This window comes from Xanthomonas sp. WHRI 1810A, from assembly GCF_040202885.1.
In the GTDB taxonomy this organism is placed as follows: Bacteria; Pseudomonadota; Gammaproteobacteria; order Pseudomonadales; family Pseudomonadaceae; genus Aquipseudomonas.
In genome coordinates this window covers 287,523-304,467 of record NZ_JBEGED010000005.1, presented here as the reverse complement: position 1 = coordinate 304,467, position 16,945 = coordinate 287,523, and the positions used below count along the sequence as shown (strand labels likewise).

General features: G+C 62.6%; 14 protein-coding genes. 5 read left to right on the top strand and 9 right to left on the bottom strand.

All coding sequences use genetic code 11. The features are described from left to right. Positions 1-240: 240 nt before the first annotated feature. Positions 241-453: a DUF3309 family protein gene (locus ABQX22_RS10695; protein ID WP_441005265.1), complete on the bottom strand. Its 213-nt coding sequence runs from the start codon at positions 451-453 to the stop codon at positions 241-243. A gap of 241 nt (positions 454-694) precedes the next feature. Here ABQX22_RS10695 and ABQX22_RS10690 point away from each other — a divergent pair, with 241 nt between their 5' ends. The 4 genes from ABQX22_RS10690 to csrA all read left to right on the top strand — a co-directional run bounded on the left by ABQX22_RS10690 (position 695) and on the right by csrA (position 2,793). Further along, positions 695-1,075, top strand: coding sequence for a DUF2784 domain-containing protein (locus tag ABQX22_RS10690; protein WP_349799219.1), 381 nt, complete (start codon positions 695-697; stop codon positions 1,073-1,075). A gap of 99 nt (positions 1,076-1,174) precedes the next feature. Further along, the gene (locus ABQX22_RS10685; RefSeq protein ID WP_349799218.1) at positions 1,175-1,990 is read left to right on the top strand and encodes an SDR family oxidoreductase; all 816 of its coding nucleotides are present in this window, start codon (positions 1,175-1,177) and stop codon (positions 1,988-1,990) included. A 74-nt stretch (positions 1,991-2,064) separates the two neighbouring features. Then, complete coding sequence (locus ABQX22_RS10680) at positions 2,065-2,397, top strand: YnfA family protein (RefSeq protein WP_349799216.1); 333 nt, start codon at positions 2,065-2,067, stop codon at positions 2,395-2,397. A gap of 183 nt (positions 2,398-2,580) precedes the next feature. Then, on the top strand, positions 2,581-2,793 hold the full coding sequence (gene csrA, locus ABQX22_RS10675; RefSeq protein WP_349799214.1) for a carbon storage regulator CsrA: 213 nt from the start codon (positions 2,581-2,583) through the stop codon (positions 2,791-2,793). A gap of 16 nt (positions 2,794-2,809) precedes the next feature. Here the strand turns inward: csrA and ABQX22_RS10670 are convergent, their stop codons facing one another. From ABQX22_RS10670 to mnmC, 8 genes are all read right to left on the bottom strand, one after another. Beyond that, the gene (locus ABQX22_RS10670) at positions 2,810-3,040 is read right to left on the bottom strand and encodes a YheU family protein (protein WP_349799212.1); all 231 of its coding nucleotides are present in this window, start codon (positions 3,038-3,040) and stop codon (positions 2,810-2,812) included. A 231-nt stretch (positions 3,041-3,271) separates the two neighbouring features. After that, positions 3,272-4,462, bottom strand: a complete 1,191-nt coding sequence (locus ABQX22_RS10665) for an osmoprotectant NAGGN system M42 family peptidase (RefSeq protein WP_349799210.1) — start codon at positions 4,460-4,462, stop codon at positions 3,272-3,274. Between the two features lie 139 nt (positions 4,463-4,601). Next, positions 4,602-6,350 (bottom strand): N-acetylglutaminylglutamine synthetase, encoded by a 1,749-nt coding sequence (gene ngg, locus ABQX22_RS10660; protein ID WP_349799208.1) that lies wholly within the window; start codon positions 6,348-6,350, stop codon positions 4,602-4,604. A gap of 4 nt (positions 6,351-6,354) precedes the next feature. Then, a complete protein-coding gene (locus tag ABQX22_RS10655; RefSeq protein ID WP_349799206.1) occupies positions 6,355-8,127 on the bottom strand; it encodes an N-acetylglutaminylglutamine amidotransferase in 1,773 nt (590 codons plus the stop codon). 303 nt (positions 8,128-8,430) lie between these two features. Beyond that, positions 8,431-9,519, bottom strand: coding sequence for a lipocalin-like domain-containing protein (locus tag ABQX22_RS10650; protein ID WP_349799204.1), 1,089 nt, complete (start codon positions 9,517-9,519; stop codon positions 8,431-8,433). Further along, the gene (locus ABQX22_RS10645) at positions 9,509-11,989 is read right to left on the bottom strand and encodes an ABC transporter permease (RefSeq protein ID WP_349799202.1); all 2,481 of its coding nucleotides are present in this window, start codon (positions 11,987-11,989) and stop codon (positions 9,509-9,511) included. The genes ABQX22_RS10650 and ABQX22_RS10645 overlap by 11 nt, the downstream gene beginning before the upstream one ends. A 1-nt stretch (position 11,990) precedes the next feature. Next, positions 11,991-12,662 (bottom strand): ABC transporter ATP-binding protein, encoded by a 672-nt coding sequence (locus tag ABQX22_RS10640; protein ID WP_349799200.1) that lies wholly within the window; start codon positions 12,660-12,662, stop codon positions 11,991-11,993. Between the two features lie 360 nt (positions 12,663-13,022). Beyond that, a complete protein-coding gene (mnmC, locus tag ABQX22_RS10635) occupies positions 13,023-14,999 on the bottom strand; it encodes a bifunctional tRNA (5-methylaminomethyl-2-thiouridine)(34)-methyltransferase MnmD/FAD-dependent 5-carboxymethylaminomethyl-2-thiouridine(34) oxidoreductase MnmC (RefSeq protein ID WP_349799198.1) in 1,977 nt (658 codons plus the stop codon). 179 nt (positions 15,000-15,178) lie between these two features. Between mnmC and pap the strand changes: the two genes are divergently transcribed. Further along, positions 15,179-16,681 (top strand): polyphosphate:AMP phosphotransferase, encoded by a 1,503-nt coding sequence (gene pap / locus ABQX22_RS10630; protein ID WP_349799196.1) that lies wholly within the window; start codon positions 15,179-15,181, stop codon positions 16,679-16,681. Positions 16,682-16,945: the final 264 nt, after the last annotated feature.

The following is a 16,945-nucleotide window of genomic DNA, read 5'->3' as shown; positions in this document are numbered from 1 at the left end:
CTTTTGCGGCGTTTGGCAAAAGTAACCCGCCGTAAGGGCGGAACCGATATCAGCAACACCTCCGATAACGGATATTCACCCGATCCAATCCCGAGTCGTGTCAGACAAACCACATCGGTCGAGCGCGACCCCGGAGCCTCGCACGGGCTCGTCAGCTCCTACAAGGGACGAGTAAACCCCAGAAAACGAACCCCAAAAAAAACCCCGCCGAAGCGGGGTTTTCCAGAGGCTGCCCGGGCGTTATATCCTGCCGAGCAGCACCAATATGAGCAGAATCACCAGAATCGTACCGATAATGCCCGATGGACCGTAGCCCCAACTTCTGGAGTGTGGGAATACTGGCAGACCGCCGACCAGCAGCAAGATCAGGATGATGATAAGAATTGTGCCGATGCCCATGTCGTGAGTTCCTTCTTTTACACTTTGGTAGATGGCGATACGTGCAGACTTCATGCTCTTTAGCGAGAAGTTATGCCGCTTGAAACATCCGACTGCGCCCGTTCGAAGAAAGTTCTAAACGGTTGAAATAAAAATTAACATTCCGGATAAGTCTATATTTATCAACAGCTTGAAATGTTAAAGCGCAGCGAAGCAAGCAGGGTCATGACCGTTTTAAATGTTGGATTGACCCGAATAAAGGGTGAACTAATAAATACCCGGCCGGTCCAGATCGACCAATAAAAGGTAGCACGCTATGGGTTTTCGCATCGCCGCTGACATCATCGTGTGGGTGCATCTTATTTTCATCGCGTTCGTCATGTTGGGCGGACTTCTAGTTTTGCGTTGGAAGTGGGTCGCGCTGTTGCACGTGCCGGCTGCAGCGTGGGGCATGGCCGTGGAGTTTCTGCACCTGTACTGCCCACTGACGCCGCTGGAAAACCTGATGCGGACAAGGGCGGGCGAGGTCGGTTACTCGGGTGGCTTCGTCGAGCATCACCTCATCGGGCTGATCTACCCCGTCGGCCTGACACCAGACATTCAGCTGTGGCTGGGCGCGAGCGTGGTGGCTATCAATCTGCTGATGTATGGACTGCTCATCCGGCGCTGCAGGCGACGTCTTCCACGAGGTGAGTGACGGGTTTGCCTCGCATATTCAGCGAGTGGATGGAGGCGTTGCCGGCGGGTTTGTCTGCTTAAATCGGGCATCACTCCTCGCAATCACAAGGCTATTTCCATGCAAAATCGCATCATGATCACGGGCGCCGGATCGGGGCTGGGTCGCGAAATCGCACTGCGCTGGGCCCGGGAGCGCTGGCAACTGGCGCTGTCGGACATCAGCGATGAAGGCCTCAACGAAACCTTGAGGCGGGTGCGCGACGCCGGTGGTGACGGTTTCATCCAGCGGTGTGATGTGCGTGACTACAGCCAGCTGACCGCCTTCGCACAAGCCTGCGAGCAGCGGCTGGGTGGCATCGACGTCATCGTCAATAACGCGGGGGTGGCGTCGGGCGGTTTTTTTGGTGAGCTGTCCCTGGAAGACTGGGACTGGCAGATCGCGATCAACCTAATGGGCGTGGTCAAAGGGTGCAAGGCGTTCCTGCCGTTGATCGAAGCCAGCAAGGGCACCATTATCAACATCGCGTCCATGGCGGCGCTGATGCAGGGCCCGGCGATGAGCAACTACAACGTGGCCAAGGCCGGGGTGGTGGCGCTGTCGGAAAGCCTGCTGGTGGAATTGCGTGAGCAGGGTGTGGGTGTGCACGTGGTGTGCCCGTCGTTTTTCCAGACCAACCTGATGGATTCCTTTCGCGGCCCCACCCCGGAGATGAAAGCTCAGGTGGGCAAATTGCTGGAAAGCTCGCCGATCAACGCTGCCCAGATTGCCGATTACATTTTCCAGCAGGTCGCTCTAGGCGAATTCATGATCCTGCCCCACGAGGAAGGCCGCATGGCCTGGCAGGTCAAACAGAAAGACCCGCAGTTGATCTACAACGACATGGCGACCATGGCGGCGAAGATGCGCGCCAAGGCCAGGCAAGGTCGGGCGTGATCCGCAGGCCGTCAGCGGCTGATTTCTGATAGGGTGGCCGGGCTGTTTCCCACCGCTTATGTAGAGAACGCTACGTGCTCAATTACGTCTGGTTTTTCCTGGCCGCGCTGTTTGAAATCGCCGGTTGCTACGCCTTCTGGATGTGGCTGCGTCAGGGCAAAAGCGCGTTGTGGGTCATTCCCGCACTGGTCAGCCTGACCCTGTTCGCCCTGCTGCTGACACGCGTCGAAGCCACCTATGCCGGCCGTGCCTACGCGGCCTATGGCGGGATTTACATCGTTGCCTCGATCGCCTGGCTAGGGCTGGTCGAGCGCGTCCGCCCCCTGACGTCGGACTGGATAGGCATCGCCTTCTGCGTCGTCGGCGCCACCATTATTCTGTTCGGTCCGCGCTGGTCGGCAGCCTGATAATCAAACCTCACGTCTCGGTACAGATCGGAAAACTGGGGGTCGCAGAACGCCAAGTGTAGGACTGGTCTGTCAGCCCTCGCTGATAGGGTTTGAAGGGCATTACTGATTTATCTGCGGTGCATTGATGCGTCCCCGTTGCCGGGGCAACCTGCGTTCACGAGTGAACAAGGGAGCAGCACCATGCTGGTATTGACGCGGGAAGTGGGCGAGACGTTTTCCATCGGTGATGACATCACCATCCAGATACTTGGCATCACGGGCCATCAGGTGCGACTCGGCATCGATGCCCCGTTGCACGTCAAGATTCACCGTACCGAGGTGTTCCGGCGCATCGCCGCCAAGCTGGAACAAATGGCCGCTAAGGAAGCCGCCGAAAACCCGCCAACTAAATAGTCAGCGAATCTGGGGATCAGTCCTCGAAATACTCTTTGGGCACGTCGCGCTTGAGCATCAGCTGGCATTGCTGGCTGTCGAGGTCGAAGAAAATCACCGCCTGGCCCTTGGTCAGCGCATGGCGCACCCGTAAAACGCGGGTTTCCAGCGGGGTCTCATCGCCGTTGTCGGTACCTTCACGGGTCACGAAGTCCTCGATCAGGCGCGTCAGGGTGTCGGCTTCGAGTTGGTCGTAGGGGATCAGCATAAGGTTCTCGTGACGATGGCAGGGGTGGAGGAGGGCGATGCTAGCGTGCGGCGCGGCGTCAGGCTACCCGACCGTCTGACCTTTCCCACGCATTGACTGACTGTAGGAGCGCGCTTGCCCGCGATTCAGACGACGCAGTGTGTCAGACACACCGCGTTGATCCTCTTCGCGGGCAAGCGCGCTCCTACAGAAGCGATCTGGCATCGCGTCAGATGCCAACAGGAAAAGCGTTTACTGCTGCCCCACCAACGTATCCACCGCCGGTACCCGGGTGTCGGTTTCCATCTGCGCGTCGTGTTCCAGCTGATGGCTGAAATTCTCCAGCGACGCATTGGCCGGCGCCGCATCGCTGGCGAACACTGGCGGGCTCATGATGTACGCGGTGAGCAACCGGCTCAGGGTGTTGAGGCTGTCGATGTGCGTGCGCTCGTAACCGTGGGTCGCGTCGCAGCCGAACGCCAGCAACGCGGTACGCGTGTCGTAACCGGCGGCAATCGCCGAATGGGCGTCGCTGTAATAATAGCGAAACAGGTCGCGACGGACCGAGAGTTCCTTTTCCGCGCCCAGCCGTAACAGGTGCCTCGACAGGTGATAGTCGTACGGCCCACCGGAATCCTGCATCGCCACACTCACCGCATGCTCGCTGGAATGCTGGCCGGGGGCGACCGGGGCGATGTCGATGCCCACGAATTCGCTAACGTCCCACGGCAGACCGCCCGCTGCGCCGGTCCCGGTTTCTTCGGTGATGGTGAACAGCGGGTGGCAATCGATCAACGGCTCCACGCCACTGTCGACGATGGCCTTGAGCGAGGTGAGCAAGGCGGCAACCCCGGCCTTGTCGTCCAGGTGGCGAGCGCTGATGTGCCCGCTGTCGGTGAACTCTGGCAATGGATCGAAAGCCACGAAGTCACCGATGTTGACCCCCAGGGAATCGCAGTCGGCGCGAGTGGCGGAGTAGGCGTCCAGGCGCAGCTCGATGTGGTCCCAGCTGATCGGCAGTGTGTCGACGGCGGTGTTGTAAGCGTGCCCCGAGGCCATCAGCGGCAAGACACTGCCGCGGATCACCCCGGTGTCGGTGAACACGCTGACGCGACTGCCCTCGGCAAACCGGCTCGACCAGTGCCCCACGGGGGCCAGGCCCAGACGGCCGTTGTCTTTCACTTCGCGCACGCTGGCGCCGATGGTGTCCAGGTGCGCGGAGACGGCGCGGTCGGGGCTGTTCTGTTTGCCCTTCAACGTGGCGCGAATCGTCCCGCGACGGGTCAATTCAAACGGAATGCCCAACTCTTCCAGACGCTCGGCGACATACCGCACGATGGTGTCGGTGAAGCCGGTCGGGCTGGGAATCGCGAGCATTTCCAGCAGGACTTTCTGCAGGTAATTCAGATCCGGGTCGAGGATTTTCTGTTTTGCAGTGGTCATGGAGATACTCCTGAATTCGATAAAACGACACATCCCCTGTAGGCGCGAATTCATTCGCGAAGCGGTGACCGGGGCTACAAACCGGTTGAGGCCGCCTACGTTTCGCGAACAAGTTCGCTCCTACAGGGAGCGCGGCAGATCAGCCATGCACGGGCAGGCTGTGAGGAAACAACAGGTCGACAAAGCGTTCGGCGGTGGGCTGTGGCTCGTGGTTGGCCAAGCCGCAGCGTTCGTTGGCTTCGATGAACACATAGTCCGGTTGATCGGCGGCGGGGACCATCAGGTCCAGGCCGACGACGGGGATGTCCAGCGCACGGGCGGCGCGGATGGCGGCGTCTTTCAGCACCGGGTGCAGGATCGTGGTCACATCTTCCAGCACCCCACCAGTGTGCAGGTTGGCGGTGCGTCGGACCGCCAGCTTCTGATCGGCCGGCAGGACGCTGTCGAACTCAAATCCCGCATCAGCGACGGTGCGCCGGGTTTCTTCGTCCACCGGAATCTTGCTTTCACCGCCGGTGGCCGCCGAGCGACGACGGCTTTGCGCTTCGATCAGCTGCGCGACGGTGTGGGTACCGTCGCCGATGATTTCTGCCGGACGACGGATCGCCGCTGCCACCACGTCAAAGCCGATCACCACAATCCGCAGGTCCAGCCCTTCGTGAAAGCTTTCCATCAACACGTTGGTATCGAATTGCCGCGCGCGTTCGATGGCGGCTTGCACGTCCTCGATGTCCCGAAGATTGACCGCCACGCCGTGACCCTGCTCGCCGTCCAGCGGTTTGACCACGATGGCTTTATGCGCGTCGAGGAAGGCCTGGTTGTCATCGGCGCTGCCCGCCAATTGCTGCGCAGGCATTTCCAGGCCCGCCGCCTTCAGGCAGCGGTGGGTCATGCTTTTGTCCTGGCACAGGGTCATGCTGACCGCAGTGGTCAGGTCGCTGAGGGATTCGCGGCAGCGGATGCGGCGTCCCCCGTGAATCAACGTGAACAGCCCGGCAGGGGCGTCATCCACTTGCACTTCGATGCCGCGACGGTGGGCTTCATCCACGATGATGCGCGCATACGGGTTGAAATCCGCCTGCGGGCCGGGGCCCAGAAACAGCTTCTCGTTGATGCCGTTCTTGCGCTTGATGGCGAAGGTCGGCAGCGTGCGGAAGCCCAGCTTGGCGTACAGGCTTTTCGCGTGTTCGTTGTCGTGCAGCACCGAGAGGTCCAGGTACGACAGGCCTCGGCTCTGGAAATGTTCGATCAGATGGCGCACCAGCACTTCGCCGACACCGGGGCGCGTGCACTGCGGATCTACGGCCAGGCACCACAAACTGCTGCCGTTTTCCGGGTCATTGAAGGCCTTGCGGTGATTCACCCCCATGACGCTGCCGATCACCGCGTTGGTGCTTTCGTCCTCGGCGATCCAGTACACCGGTCCGCCCAGGTGACGCGGGGTCAACAGCGACGAGTCGATGGGCAGCATGCTGCGGGCGATGTACAGGTTGTTGATCGCCTCCCAGTCCGCCTGATTTTGCGCGCGACGAATCCGAAACCCGCGAAACACCCGCTGCGCCGGCCGGTAATCGCTGAACCACAGGCGCAAGGTATCCGACGGGTCGAGAAACAGTTGCTGCGGCGACTGCGCCAGCACCTGCTGCGGTGCGGCGACATACAAGGCGATGTCGCGCTCGCCGCTCTTTTCATTCAGCAGGTCGGTGGCCAAAGTGCTGGGGTCCGGGTAAGTGTGGCCGATCAACAGCCGACCCCAGCCACAGTGCAGGGCCAACGGCTCTGCGCTCTGATCACTGCCATCTTCGGCCAAGCGCGCCTGCAGCCGTTCATAGGACGGCGACTGGCCGCGCAATAAACGTTGGTTGTAAATCGAGGCGTTGGCTTTCATCGAATCAGAGTCCTTGTTCGCTGAGCCACAGGTTCAACGCGGCAAGCTGCCAGAGCTTGGAGCCGCGCAGAGGCGTCAGCTGACCCTGTGGGTCGGTGAGCAATTTGTCCAGCATGTCAGGGTTGTACACGCCACGGTCCTGGCTCGGGTCCAGCAGCAGGTCACGGACCCAATTGAGGGTGTCGCCCTGCAGGTGCTTGAGGCCCGGCACCGGGAAATAACCCTTCTTGCGGTCGATCACTTCCGAAGGAATCACCAGACGCGCAGCTTCCTTGAGCACCTGCTTGCCGCCGTCTGGCAGCTTGAATTTGCCTGGCACACGGGCCGACAGTTCAACCAGGCGGTAATCGAGAAACGGCGTGCGCGCTTCCAGACCCCAGGCCATGGTCATGTTGTCCACGCGCTTGACCGGGTCGTCCACCAGCATCACGGTGCTGTCCAGGCGCAGGGCTTTATCCACCGCTGCGTCGGCACCGGGCATGGCGAAATGATCCCGCACGAAGTCACCGGCGGCGTCATTGGGCGTCAGCCATTTTGGCGTGACCGTGGCGGCGTATTCGTCGTAGCTGCGGTCGAAAAACGCATCGCGATAGGCCGCGTACGGATCGCTGGCGCCGTCCACCTGCGGGTACCAGTGGTAACCGGCGAACAGCTCGTCGGCACCCTGGCCGCTTTGCACCACTTTGCAGTGCTTGGCCACTTCCCGGGACAGCAGGTAAAAGGCGATGCAGTCGTGGCTGACCATCGGCTCGCTCATGGCGCGGAACGCCGCAGGCAGCTGCTCGATGATCTCGCTTTCCTTGATCCGCAACTGATGGTGGTTGGTGCCGTAGTGCTTGGCGATCAGGTCCGAATACTGGAACTCGTCGCCGCGCTCGCCGCCAGCATCCTGAAAGCCGATGGAGAAGGTCGACAGGTCCTTGACCCCGACTTCACGGAGCAGGCCCACCAGCATGCTGGAGTCCACGCCACCGGAAAGCAGCACGCCCACATCCACGGCCGCCCGTTGACGGATGGCCACGGCGTCGCGAGTGCTGTCGAGCACGCGGTCGCGCCAGTCTTCCAGGGTCAGGTTCAGCTCATCGGCACGCGGACCGTAAGGCAGCGTCCACCAGACTTGCTGCTCGGTGTCGCCGTTGGCTTGAATGCGCATCCAGGTCGCCGGCGGCACTTTCTCAACGCCGGCCAGCAAGGTGCGCGGCGCAGGGACCACGGCGTGGAAATTCAGGTAGTGGTTCAGCGCAATCGGATCAAGCATCGGACTGATGTCGCCACCCTTGAGCAGGGCAGGCAGGGTCGAGGCGAAGCGAATGCGTTTGTCGGTGCGCGAGAAGTACAGCGGCTTGACGCCCAGACGGTCTCGGGCGATGAACAGCTCGCGTGAGTCACGGTTCCAGATGGCGAAGGCGAACATGCCGTTGAGCTTGGGCAGCAGGTCGGCGCCCCAGGCGTGATAGCCCTTGAGCAGCACTTCGGTGTCGCCACCGGAGTGGAAGGTGTAGCCCAGCGCTTCAAGCTCGGTACGCAATTCAGGGAAGTTGTAAATCGCGCCGTTGAAGGCCAGTGAAAGGCCCAGGTGGCTGTCGATCATCGGCTGCGCCGAGCCGTCGGACAGGTCCATGATTTTCAGGCGCCGATGGCCTAGGGCAATCGGCCCTTGGCTATGAAAACCCCAGGCATCCGGACCGCGAGGGGCCAGATGATGGGTGATACGTTCTACCGCGGCGAGGTCCGCAGGTTGATGATCAAAGCGTAATTCGCCAGCTAATCCGCACATAAAATCCTTACCGGTTTTCCGTTGGGGAACGTGGACGGGAAGTCCGGCCACCCAAAGACTGACCTACAGGATTTGTCAGAGTTTTAGAACGTTCGGTTATAAGCGCGCGGTTCTGCTTGGCGTATCGCCTATCCGTTGGAGCGATGCTGGCCAGGAATAGGGCACAAGTCCTCTGATGGTTCTGGTTGGTATGACGACTATCTGTTGGAGCGAGGCTTGCCCGCGAAGCTTTCCCGGCTCCAGTTACGAGTTCTCTGTGCTGGCCTTTTCGCGAGCAAGCTCCCTCCCACAGTCTGGTGGCAGTCAATACCCGGTCATCTCCAGATACCCGACCCCTTGATGGCTGCCGCTCAACGTGACCGGCCCTTCCCAATACGGAATGCGCAGGTTCATCCAGGCCTTGGGGTTGAGGGCGGTGGTGGTGATGTCCAGACCCTTGGCCGGAATCTTGACTGACCAGCGGGTCGGCATCGAATGCCCGGCCACCTCGGTGGTGGCAGTGGGGGTCAGGCTGATGTCTTTGCCGGCGAGCTGTTCGGTGCTGCCGTCCGCGTTGATCCAGGTCCCGGTCAAATAGGGTTCGCCCGTCTTTTGCCGCATGCGATACAGCATCACTTGCGCGCCGTCCTGCAGGTGCACCGAGAACCAGTCCCAGCCGGTCTGATTGGCAGTCAGGGGCTGGCTGCTCCATTCCCGGTCCAGCCACGCTGAGCCGGTGACCTGATAGGTTTTGCCGTCAATGGTCACGCTGCCGTCCGCGTCGAAAAACGGCTGGCTGTAGTAATACGACGCCTGGCCTTCTTCGGACTTCTGGCTGAAACCCTGATCGCCCTGCAGCACCAGCGGCTTGCTGGAAGTCAGGTGCAAGCGGTAGTTGAACTGCGGACCGCTGGCCTGAAGCTGCATGTCGGCCAACGGGTTTTCCACGCCGGGCTGACTCTTCAGCGACCAGTCGTCGATCCACGCGGCGAACGGCACGCTGGTCACGCCCGCCTGTTGCACGCCGCCCCGTGCGTATCGTTCGGTGGCGTAGTGCGCGTTGCCCGACGTCACGGCCGCGTGGCCCATCCACAGGTTGCGGTTGGCCCAGCCTTGCGCGTCGGTCACGGTCCCAGACGCGCGCGGCAGGGCGCTGCGGAACAGCGTCCACTGCACGCCGAAGGGTTGACCCTTGTCGTCCTTGAGGTTGGCGGTGATGTACCACCACTCGATGCGGAAACCGTCGTGTGGGCCGTGGTCCTCCGGGAACACAAAGCGTTTGCCCGGCGTGACCTGCGCGTAGCTGGCAGCATCGTCGGCCAGCCCGGCGAAACCCTTTTCTTCGGCCGGTTTGTCGTCGCAGCCGCTCAGTAACAGCGCGGCTAGCAGGCACGCTGCCCAGTCAATTCTCATTGGCAAAGGTCCTGATCAAATCGGCGGGCTGCGTGCGCGACAACCGGTACAGCGGCCACGCCGAGGCGAGCAGTGTCGCCAGCAGCGCCAGCCCCATCAATTGCAGCAGTTGCAGGGGGAAGATCTGCAGCGGCAGTCGCCAGCCGAACGCCTGCACGTTGATCACCGCGTCCAGGCACCAGGCCAGCATCAGCCCCAGCGGCAACGCCAGCACCAAGGTCAACACCGCCAGCAGCCAGGTTTGCGCCAGGTTCAACAGCATCAGCTGGCGCCGCGTCACCCCCAATGCCCACAGCGGCGCGAGCTGGCTGAGACGGCTCTGGCTCTGGGTCAGCAGGCTGATGAACAGCGCAACACCGGCCACCCCCAGCGTCAGGCTATTGAGCGCGGCGGTGGCGGCAAAGGTGCGTTCGAAAATCTGGCTGGACCAGGTCTTGAGCTGGGTCTGATCAATGATGTGGCTGTCGTCGAGCTGGAATTTGTTGTGCAGCAAGCGCAACAGCTGCGGCACGGCGCGGGGGTCGATGCGCAGGTTGAAGCGAGTGGGCGTCAGTTGCGGCCAGTGATGCAGCAGGTGGTCGGCGTTGACCAGAATGTGGCCCTTGGGGTTGCCGTAGTCGGCGTAGATGCCCACCACTTTCAGGCGCCACTCGCCGTCGGGGGCGGGCAGTTTGACGTCGTCGCCCACGTCCACCTTGAGCCGGCGCGCCAGTTGTTCGCTGAGCATCAGTGTGTCGTCTTTGGCCAGCTGCGCCCAGGCATCGCCGCTCACCGACTCCAGCAGCGGCCAGTGCTGGCGATAGTGCGGGTTATCGACGATGCCATACAGGTCTGCCGGCCAGCCGTTGAGCTGGATGGGCACTTGAAAGTTGGGCAGCACGGCAGAGATCAGCCCTTGCTGGCTCAGCCACGTCTGCAGCGGCAACGCCTGGCTGGCGTCGGCGGGGTTGACGTACAGCTCGGCGCTCAAGCGTTGCTCCAGCCAGTTATTGAAGGTCTGACGGAAACCCGAGGTCATGCTGCCTGCGCCAATGTTCGCCGCCATCGCCAGCAGCAGCGCCATTAACGCCAGGCTCAAGGCCGGCAACTGCTGACGGCAATCGGCGAGAAACCACTGGCCCAGCACCGAGCGGCTTTTGCCCAGCAAACCGTTGAGCAGGGCGTTGAGCAGCACCGGCAGACCCAGCGCGGCGCCCAGCAGCAGACTGGCCATCAGTACAAAGCCCAGGGCCAGGCTGTCGCCAAACAACCCGGCCAACAGCGCGATGAGCAGGGCGGCACCGGCGATCCAGCCCTGACGCCGCAGCCAGCGCGAATGTCCTTCATGCCACGCCTGGGCGTTGGCCAGTGCCAGCAACGGCAGGCGCGCCGCCCGCAACAGACTGTTGGCCCCGGCGAGAAACGCGCCCAACAAGCTCACGCCCAAACCACTCAGCCACCACAACGGGCTGAGGGTCAGCTGTCCGGCCACTTCGGCCCCGTACAAACCGCGCAGGCTGGCAGCGACATCCGGCAGCAACACGCTGGCCAGCCAATAGCCGCTGATGACGCCCATGATGCCGCCGAGCAGGGCCAGTGCGCCCAATTCCACGGCCAGGCTGGTAATCAGCAGTCGGGCGCTGACCCCGCAGGCCCGCAAGTTGCGCAGCAAGCCGCGACGCTGCTCCAGCGCCAGACCGATGGCCGCGTGCACGATGAACAGCCCGACCACAAACGACAGAAATCCCAGTGCGTCGAGGTTCAGGTGAAAGCTTTCGGTGAGCCGGCTGAGGTCGTTGTCTTCGCCGCTTTTCTTGAACACCAACTGCCCGGCGACGTCATCCGGCAGCGGCGGCGGGTTGGCCGCGAAATCCTTGGGCAACAGCAGGTGCGAAACCTGCTGCGGCATGTTTAACAGCTGTTGCGCGAAACCGATGTCCACCAGCAGCAGGCCCGGCGCCATGTCCGTTTGAGCGTGCAACGGCGGCAGGGCGTGGCCGGATTCCGTGAGCGGTTGATCCCCCTCGTTCAAGCCCAGTGCCTTGAGGGTTTGCGGCGAGACCCAGGTGCTGCCCGGTGGGGTAAAGAAATCGACCAACTGCGCGGTGTCCAGGGTTTGCCCGGCCAGCGCGGTGCCGTTGGGCATGGACACCGGCTCGATGCCCATCAGCTGCAGGCGCTGCTCGGGCAGGCCCTTGAGCACGATGCGCCCGCGCACGATGGGGGAGACCGGCCAGCCGGTGCGCCGCAGGCTGACGAACAGCGCCTGAGGGAACGGCGTGCCATTGGCCGACGCGAGGCTGGCCTGGGGTTCGCCGCCGATCAGCTGGCTGGCCTTGGCGTAACTGTCCCGCGCCTGACTGTTGAGCGCCTGAACCCCGGTCAGCAGGCTGGTGGCCAGCCACAAACCGGTAAGCACGCTGAAAAACTGCACGGGGTGACGGCGCCAGTGGCTGATCAGGGCGCGCAGGGTCCAATAGAAAACCCGCATCTCAGCGCTCGCCGTCTTCAGCAGCCAGACGTCCGCGTTGCAAGACGGCCTGCCGTGACAGCCGTGCCGCCACCCGAGGGCTGTGAGTGACCATCAACAGGCTGGTGGGGCTGTCCGCGAGCAAGTCCAGCAGCAACTGCAGCACGTCATCGCTGGTGGCTTCGTCGAGGTTGCCCGTGGGTTCGTCCGCCAGCAGCAATGAGGGGCGCGACGCGAGGGCGCGTCCGATGGCGACCCGTTGCTGTTGGCCGCCGGACAATTGCTCCGGGTAGCGCTTGAGCAAATCCCCCAGGCCCAGACGTTCCACCAGTTGCGCTTGCCACGGCGGCTGGTAACGCCCGGCCAGGCGCGCCTGAAACGCCAGGTTGTCTTCGACTTTCAGGCTGCCAATGAGGTTGAACTGCTGAAACACCAAGCCGATTTCCGTGCGCCGCCAGTTGGCCAGTTGCGCTTCGTTCATCTGGTCCAGACGCTGACCGGCGACCTCGATGCTGCCGCTGTCCACCTGATCCAGCCCGGCCACCAGGTGCAGGAGCGTGCTTTTGCCGCTGCCGGATTCGCCCATCAACGCCAGGCTGGTGCCCTGCGCCAACTGCAAATCCGCCCCCCGCAACACCGCCAACGGACCTTGCGCCGTGGCATAGCTTTTGAACACGCCTTGGACTTGCAGCATCGAGGTTCGCCTGAGAGGGAGTAGGGCCGAGGATAACGGATTGGTGTGGAGCAGACCCTGTGTAGGAGTGAACTTGTTCGCGAGGCGTTCCATCGGTAACACCGGTTGAACGGACTATTCAGTTGTTTTTGATTCTGGCCGGAGGCCGTGGGAGCTTGGCTTGCCAGCGATCTGCCGGGAACCGGCAGTAAAGCACTCGGATGGGGTGTGTCAGATGTACCGCATCGCAGCCTCCCGTAGGGTCGTCAGCTCCTACAGGTCCGTGAGCATCCTGTAGGAGCGAACTTGTTCGCGAAGCATGTTGCCTGACACACCGCATTGCCCGCTTCGCCAACACGTTGGCTCCTACAGAACGCGCAATCACTTGCCCCGAATCAACTGCCGCAACACAAACCGGTTCGGGTGGCAGGCTTCGGCCACGGCGCGGGGCAGGGGCAGGGGTTCGTTGTCCAGCCAGGCGGCGATCAACTCCCCGGACAGCGGCGCAGTGATCAGGCCGCGCGAGCCATGGCCGCTGTTGATGTACAAGCCTTCGATCCACGGGCATTCGGTCTGCGGCACTTGCCGCGCATCCTTGCCCAGCACCGCATACGCCTCGATAAACGCCTGTCTATCCGCCAATGGCCCGACGATGGGCAGATAATCCGGGCTGGTGCAGCGAAAGGCCGCGCGTCCCTCCAGTGCCTCATCCGCCAACGCGCCGACGTTCAAGCGATCTATCAGGTCTTCGGAAATCTCCCGGAGCAGGTCCAGATTGCCCAGGTGCTCAGCCGTGGTCGGCGTCAGGTCATCCGATTTGAAATCAAAGCTCGCACCCAGCGTGTGTTCACCCAATCGACCCGGTACGACGTAGCCCTCTGCGCAGACCACGGTGCTCAGCGATGCGCTGGCCTCCGTCTCCTGCAAGTGGGTGATCTGCCCGCGAATACGCTTGAGCGGCAACTCGGCGCTGGCCGCAAAGCGTTTGACCTCCGCTGCCCCGGCCAGCACCACCACCGGCGCCGAGTCCAGTAAAACCTGGCCATCCCACGCCTGCCAAACGCCGTTGTCACGACGCAGCTCGACCACGTCGTGATGGGCCATCAATTGGATGTTGCTCGACGCTGCCTGATGGCGGCACAGCGTAGGGGGGTGGACCCAGCCGCCTTCGGGGTAATACAACCCGCCGGAGGTCAGGGCAATGCCGGCACGCGCCTCGGCGTCCGGGCGATCCAGCACCTGCAACAGCTCCGCCGGGAACGCCTGGCCCAATTGCGCCTGACGCTCTGCTTCCTTTGCATCGAACGCCAGCTGCAACACGCCACAGTTGTCCCAGTCGACGCCCCGCTGCAAGCGCTCAAGCAACCGGCGCGTGTGGCCGAAACCGCTGAGGATCAGCTGCGACAGCGCGGTGCCGTGGGCCGACAGTTTGAGATACAGCACGCCCTGCAGGTTGCCCGACGCCTCTTGCGCAATGTCGTGATGACGCTCCAGCAGACTGACCTGCCAACCCCGCGCCGCCAGACTTTGCGACGTGGCGCAGCCCGCCAGGCCGGCGCCGATGACGATGGCCTTGCGCGCTCCGATGACAGGCCGCGGCCGCGCGAACCATGGCTTGGCTGACGGCGCAGCAGGCACATCGTCCGGCCATCCCAGAAATGCGCCTTTGAGCACCTCCCATTTATGGCCGATGCCCGGCACACGCTTCATCCGGAATCCGGCGGCATTCAGCGCGCGGCGGACCCAGCCAGTGCTGGTGAAGGTGGCGAGTGTGGAATGCGGGGCGGCGAGTCTGGCCAGTTCGGCGAACAGTTCCGGGGTCCACATGTCCGGGTTTTTGGCCGGGGCAAACCCGTCGAGAAACCACGCATCGATCTGCCCGTCCAGCTGCGGCAGCAGTTCCAGCGCGTCGCCGATCAACAGGGTCAGGGTCACGCGTCCCTGGTCGAACACAAAGCGCTGAAAGCCTTCATGCACGGCCACGTATTGGCTCAACAACGGGTCAGCGAAGACGCTCAGCTCCGGCCACAAGGCCAGCGCGCGTTGCAGATCGGCCAGGGTGAGCGGGTACTTTTCGACGCTGACGAACTGCAGCCGCGCACCCGGCACCGCGCAGGCCTCGAACAGCTGCCAGGCACAGAGAAAATTCAGCCCGGTGCCGAAACCGGTTTCGCCGATCACCAGACGGCCGTCGGCGGGGAGCGCCGTGAATCGCGCCTGCAAGTCGTTCTGGGTCAGGAACACGTGCCGCGTTTCTGCCAGCCCCGACTCGGTGGAAAAGTACACGTCGGCAAACGCACGGGAATGAGGATTGCCGTGCTCGTCCCAGTCGATCTGGGCGTGGGGAGTGATGGTCATGGTGGGCTCGACACGAATAGGCGGCAATCTTAACGCCGCGACGGGGCGGGGGCGAGGCCGGTGCTTAAAACGCGAACGGCCGAATTTGCATCGGCAGGGAGTGATCCGGCGTGGCCGCGGTCCTACCCTTCATTGCCCAAGCGGCTGCCAGGCTTGGTCCACTGTCATGGGAGGCACGCATGTTCGAATCCGCCGAAATTGGTCACGCCGTCGACAAAGACACCTACGACGCACAAGTCCCCGCCCTGCGAGAGGCCTTGCTCGAAGCTCAGTACGAACTGCATGAGCAGCGCAAGCGCCCGATCATCGTGCTGATCAATGGCATCGAAGGCGCGGGCAAGGGTGAGACGGTCAAGCTGCTCAACGAATGGATGGACCCGCGCTATATAGAAGTGCGCACCTTCGATCAGCGTACCGACGAGGAACTGGCCCACCCGGCGGCCTGGCGCTACTGGCGACAACTGCCGGCCAAGGGTCGCATGGGCGTGTTCTTCGGCAACTGGTACAGCCAGATGATTCAGGGGCGGGTGAACGGCGAGTTCAAGGGGCCGATTCTGGACCAGGCGATCAACAGCGCCGAGCGGCTGGAAAAGATGCTGACCGATGAAGGCGCGCTGATCTTCAAGTTCTGGTTTCACCTGTCCAAGAAGGACATGAAGCTGCGTCTGAAAACCCTGCGCGACGACCCGCTGCACAGCTGGCGCATCAGCCCGCTTGACTGGCAGCAGTCCAAAACCTACGACAAGTTCGTGCGCTTCGGTGAACGGGTGCTGCGCCGCAGCAGTCGCGAGTACGCGCCGTGGCACGTGATCGAAGGCGTCGACCCCAACTACCGCAGCCTGGCGGTAGGTCGCTTGCTGCTGGAAGGGATGCAAAGCGCACTGAAAACCCCGGAGGAGGACACCCACCTCGTCAACCTCGGGCCGCTGCCAGGCAACAATCACGAGCGCACCCTGCTTGGCAGCCTGGACATGACCCTGAGCCTGGAAAAGGACGATTACGACGAGCAACTGATCACCGAACAGGCGCGGTTGTCCGGCCTGATGCGCGACAAGCGCATGCGCGGTCATGCGCTGGTGGCGGTGTTCGAAGGCAATGACGCGGCGGGCAAGGGTGGGGCGATCAAACGGGTGGCGGCGGCGCTCGACCCCCGCCAGTACAACGTGGTGCCGATTGCCGCGCCTACGGAAGATGAACGCGCGCAGCCGTACCTGTGGCGCTTCTGGCGGCAGATTCCGGCCCGCGGCAAATTCACCATTTTCGACCGCTCCTGGTATGGGCGGGTCCTAGTGGAGCGGGTCGAGGGCTTCTGCACCGAGGCCGACTGGCTGCGGGCCTACAGCGAGATCAACGATTTCGAAGAGCAGCTCACCGAGGCGGGTACGGTGGTGGTGAAGTTCTGGCTGGCGATTGACGAAGAGACGCAGCTGGCGCGTTTTCAGGAACGGGAGGACATCCCCTTCAAGCGCCACAAGATCACCGAAGACGACTGGCGCAACCGCAAGAAATGGCCCCTGTACCGCGAGGCCGTGGGCGACATGGTTGACCGCACCAGCACCGAGATTGCCCCCTGGACCCTGGTCGAAGCCAACGACAAACGCTGGGCCCGGGTGAAAGTGTTGCGCACCATCAACGACGCGCTGCAAGCGGCGCTGGACAAGGGCAAGAAGAAGCACAGGTAGCCTGAGTGATCGTTGAGTGATCCTTGGTCGCTTCCAAGCTCTGCGTGGTAGCGGCGTTTTGGACGCTCCGCGTCCTCCGGGCAGAAGCAACGTTGCAGGCTTTGCTTCTGCCCGGAGGGCGTGGGAGCTTTCGGAGGTTACGACGGCAGCGATGGGCTGGGCACCAGCCCCACGTCAGGGACCTCTTTGAGTCTGACCCACCGCATGACAGGTCTTGCTGCCGGTTCCCGGCAGATCGTCGGCAAGCCGGACTCCCACGCCCTC

What these genes read in the sequence shown, in the direction of transcription:
- ABQX22_RS10695 (WP_441005265.1), bottom strand. Translation starts at nt 453, where the DNA reads ATGAAGTCTGCACGTATCGCCATCTACCAAAGTGTAAAAGAAGGAACT.
- ABQX22_RS10640 (WP_349799200.1), bottom strand. Translation starts at nt 12,662, where the DNA reads ATGCTGCAAGTCCAAGGCGTGTTCAAAAGCTATGCCACGGCGCAAGGT.
- ABQX22_RS10690 (WP_349799219.1), top strand. Translation starts at nt 695, where the DNA reads ATGGGTTTTCGCATCGCCGCTGACATCATCGTGTGGGTGCATCTTATT.
- csrA (WP_349799214.1), top strand. Translation starts at nt 2,581, where the DNA reads ATGCTGGTATTGACGCGGGAAGTGGGCGAGACGTTTTCCATCGGTGAT.
- pap (WP_349799196.1), top strand. Translation starts at nt 15,179, where the DNA reads ATGTTCGAATCCGCCGAAATTGGTCACGCCGTCGACAAAGACACCTAC.
- ABQX22_RS10685 (WP_349799218.1), top strand. Translation starts at nt 1,175, where the DNA reads ATGCAAAATCGCATCATGATCACGGGCGCCGGATCGGGGCTGGGTCGC.
- mnmC (WP_349799198.1), bottom strand. Translation starts at nt 14,999, where the DNA reads ATGACCATCACTCCCCACGCCCAGATCGACTGGGACGAGCACGGCAAT.
- ABQX22_RS10665 (WP_349799210.1), bottom strand. Translation starts at nt 4,462, where the DNA reads ATGACCACTGCAAAACAGAAAATCCTCGACCCGGATCTGAATTACCTG.
- ABQX22_RS10645 (WP_349799202.1), bottom strand. Translation starts at nt 11,989, where the DNA reads ATGCGGGTTTTCTATTGGACCCTGCGCGCCCTGATCAGCCACTGGCGC.
- ABQX22_RS10655 (WP_349799206.1), bottom strand. Translation starts at nt 8,127, where the DNA reads ATGTGCGGATTAGCTGGCGAATTACGCTTTGATCATCAACCTGCGGAC.
- ABQX22_RS10670 (WP_349799212.1), bottom strand. Translation starts at nt 3,040, where the DNA reads ATGCTGATCCCCTACGACCAACTCGAAGCCGACACCCTGACGCGCCTG.
- ngg (WP_349799208.1), bottom strand. Translation starts at nt 6,350, where the DNA reads ATGAAAGCCAACGCCTCGATTTACAACCAACGTTTATTGCGCGGCCAG.
- ABQX22_RS10650 (WP_349799204.1), bottom strand. Translation starts at nt 9,519, where the DNA reads ATGAGAATTGACTGGGCAGCGTGCCTGCTAGCCGCGCTGTTACTGAGC.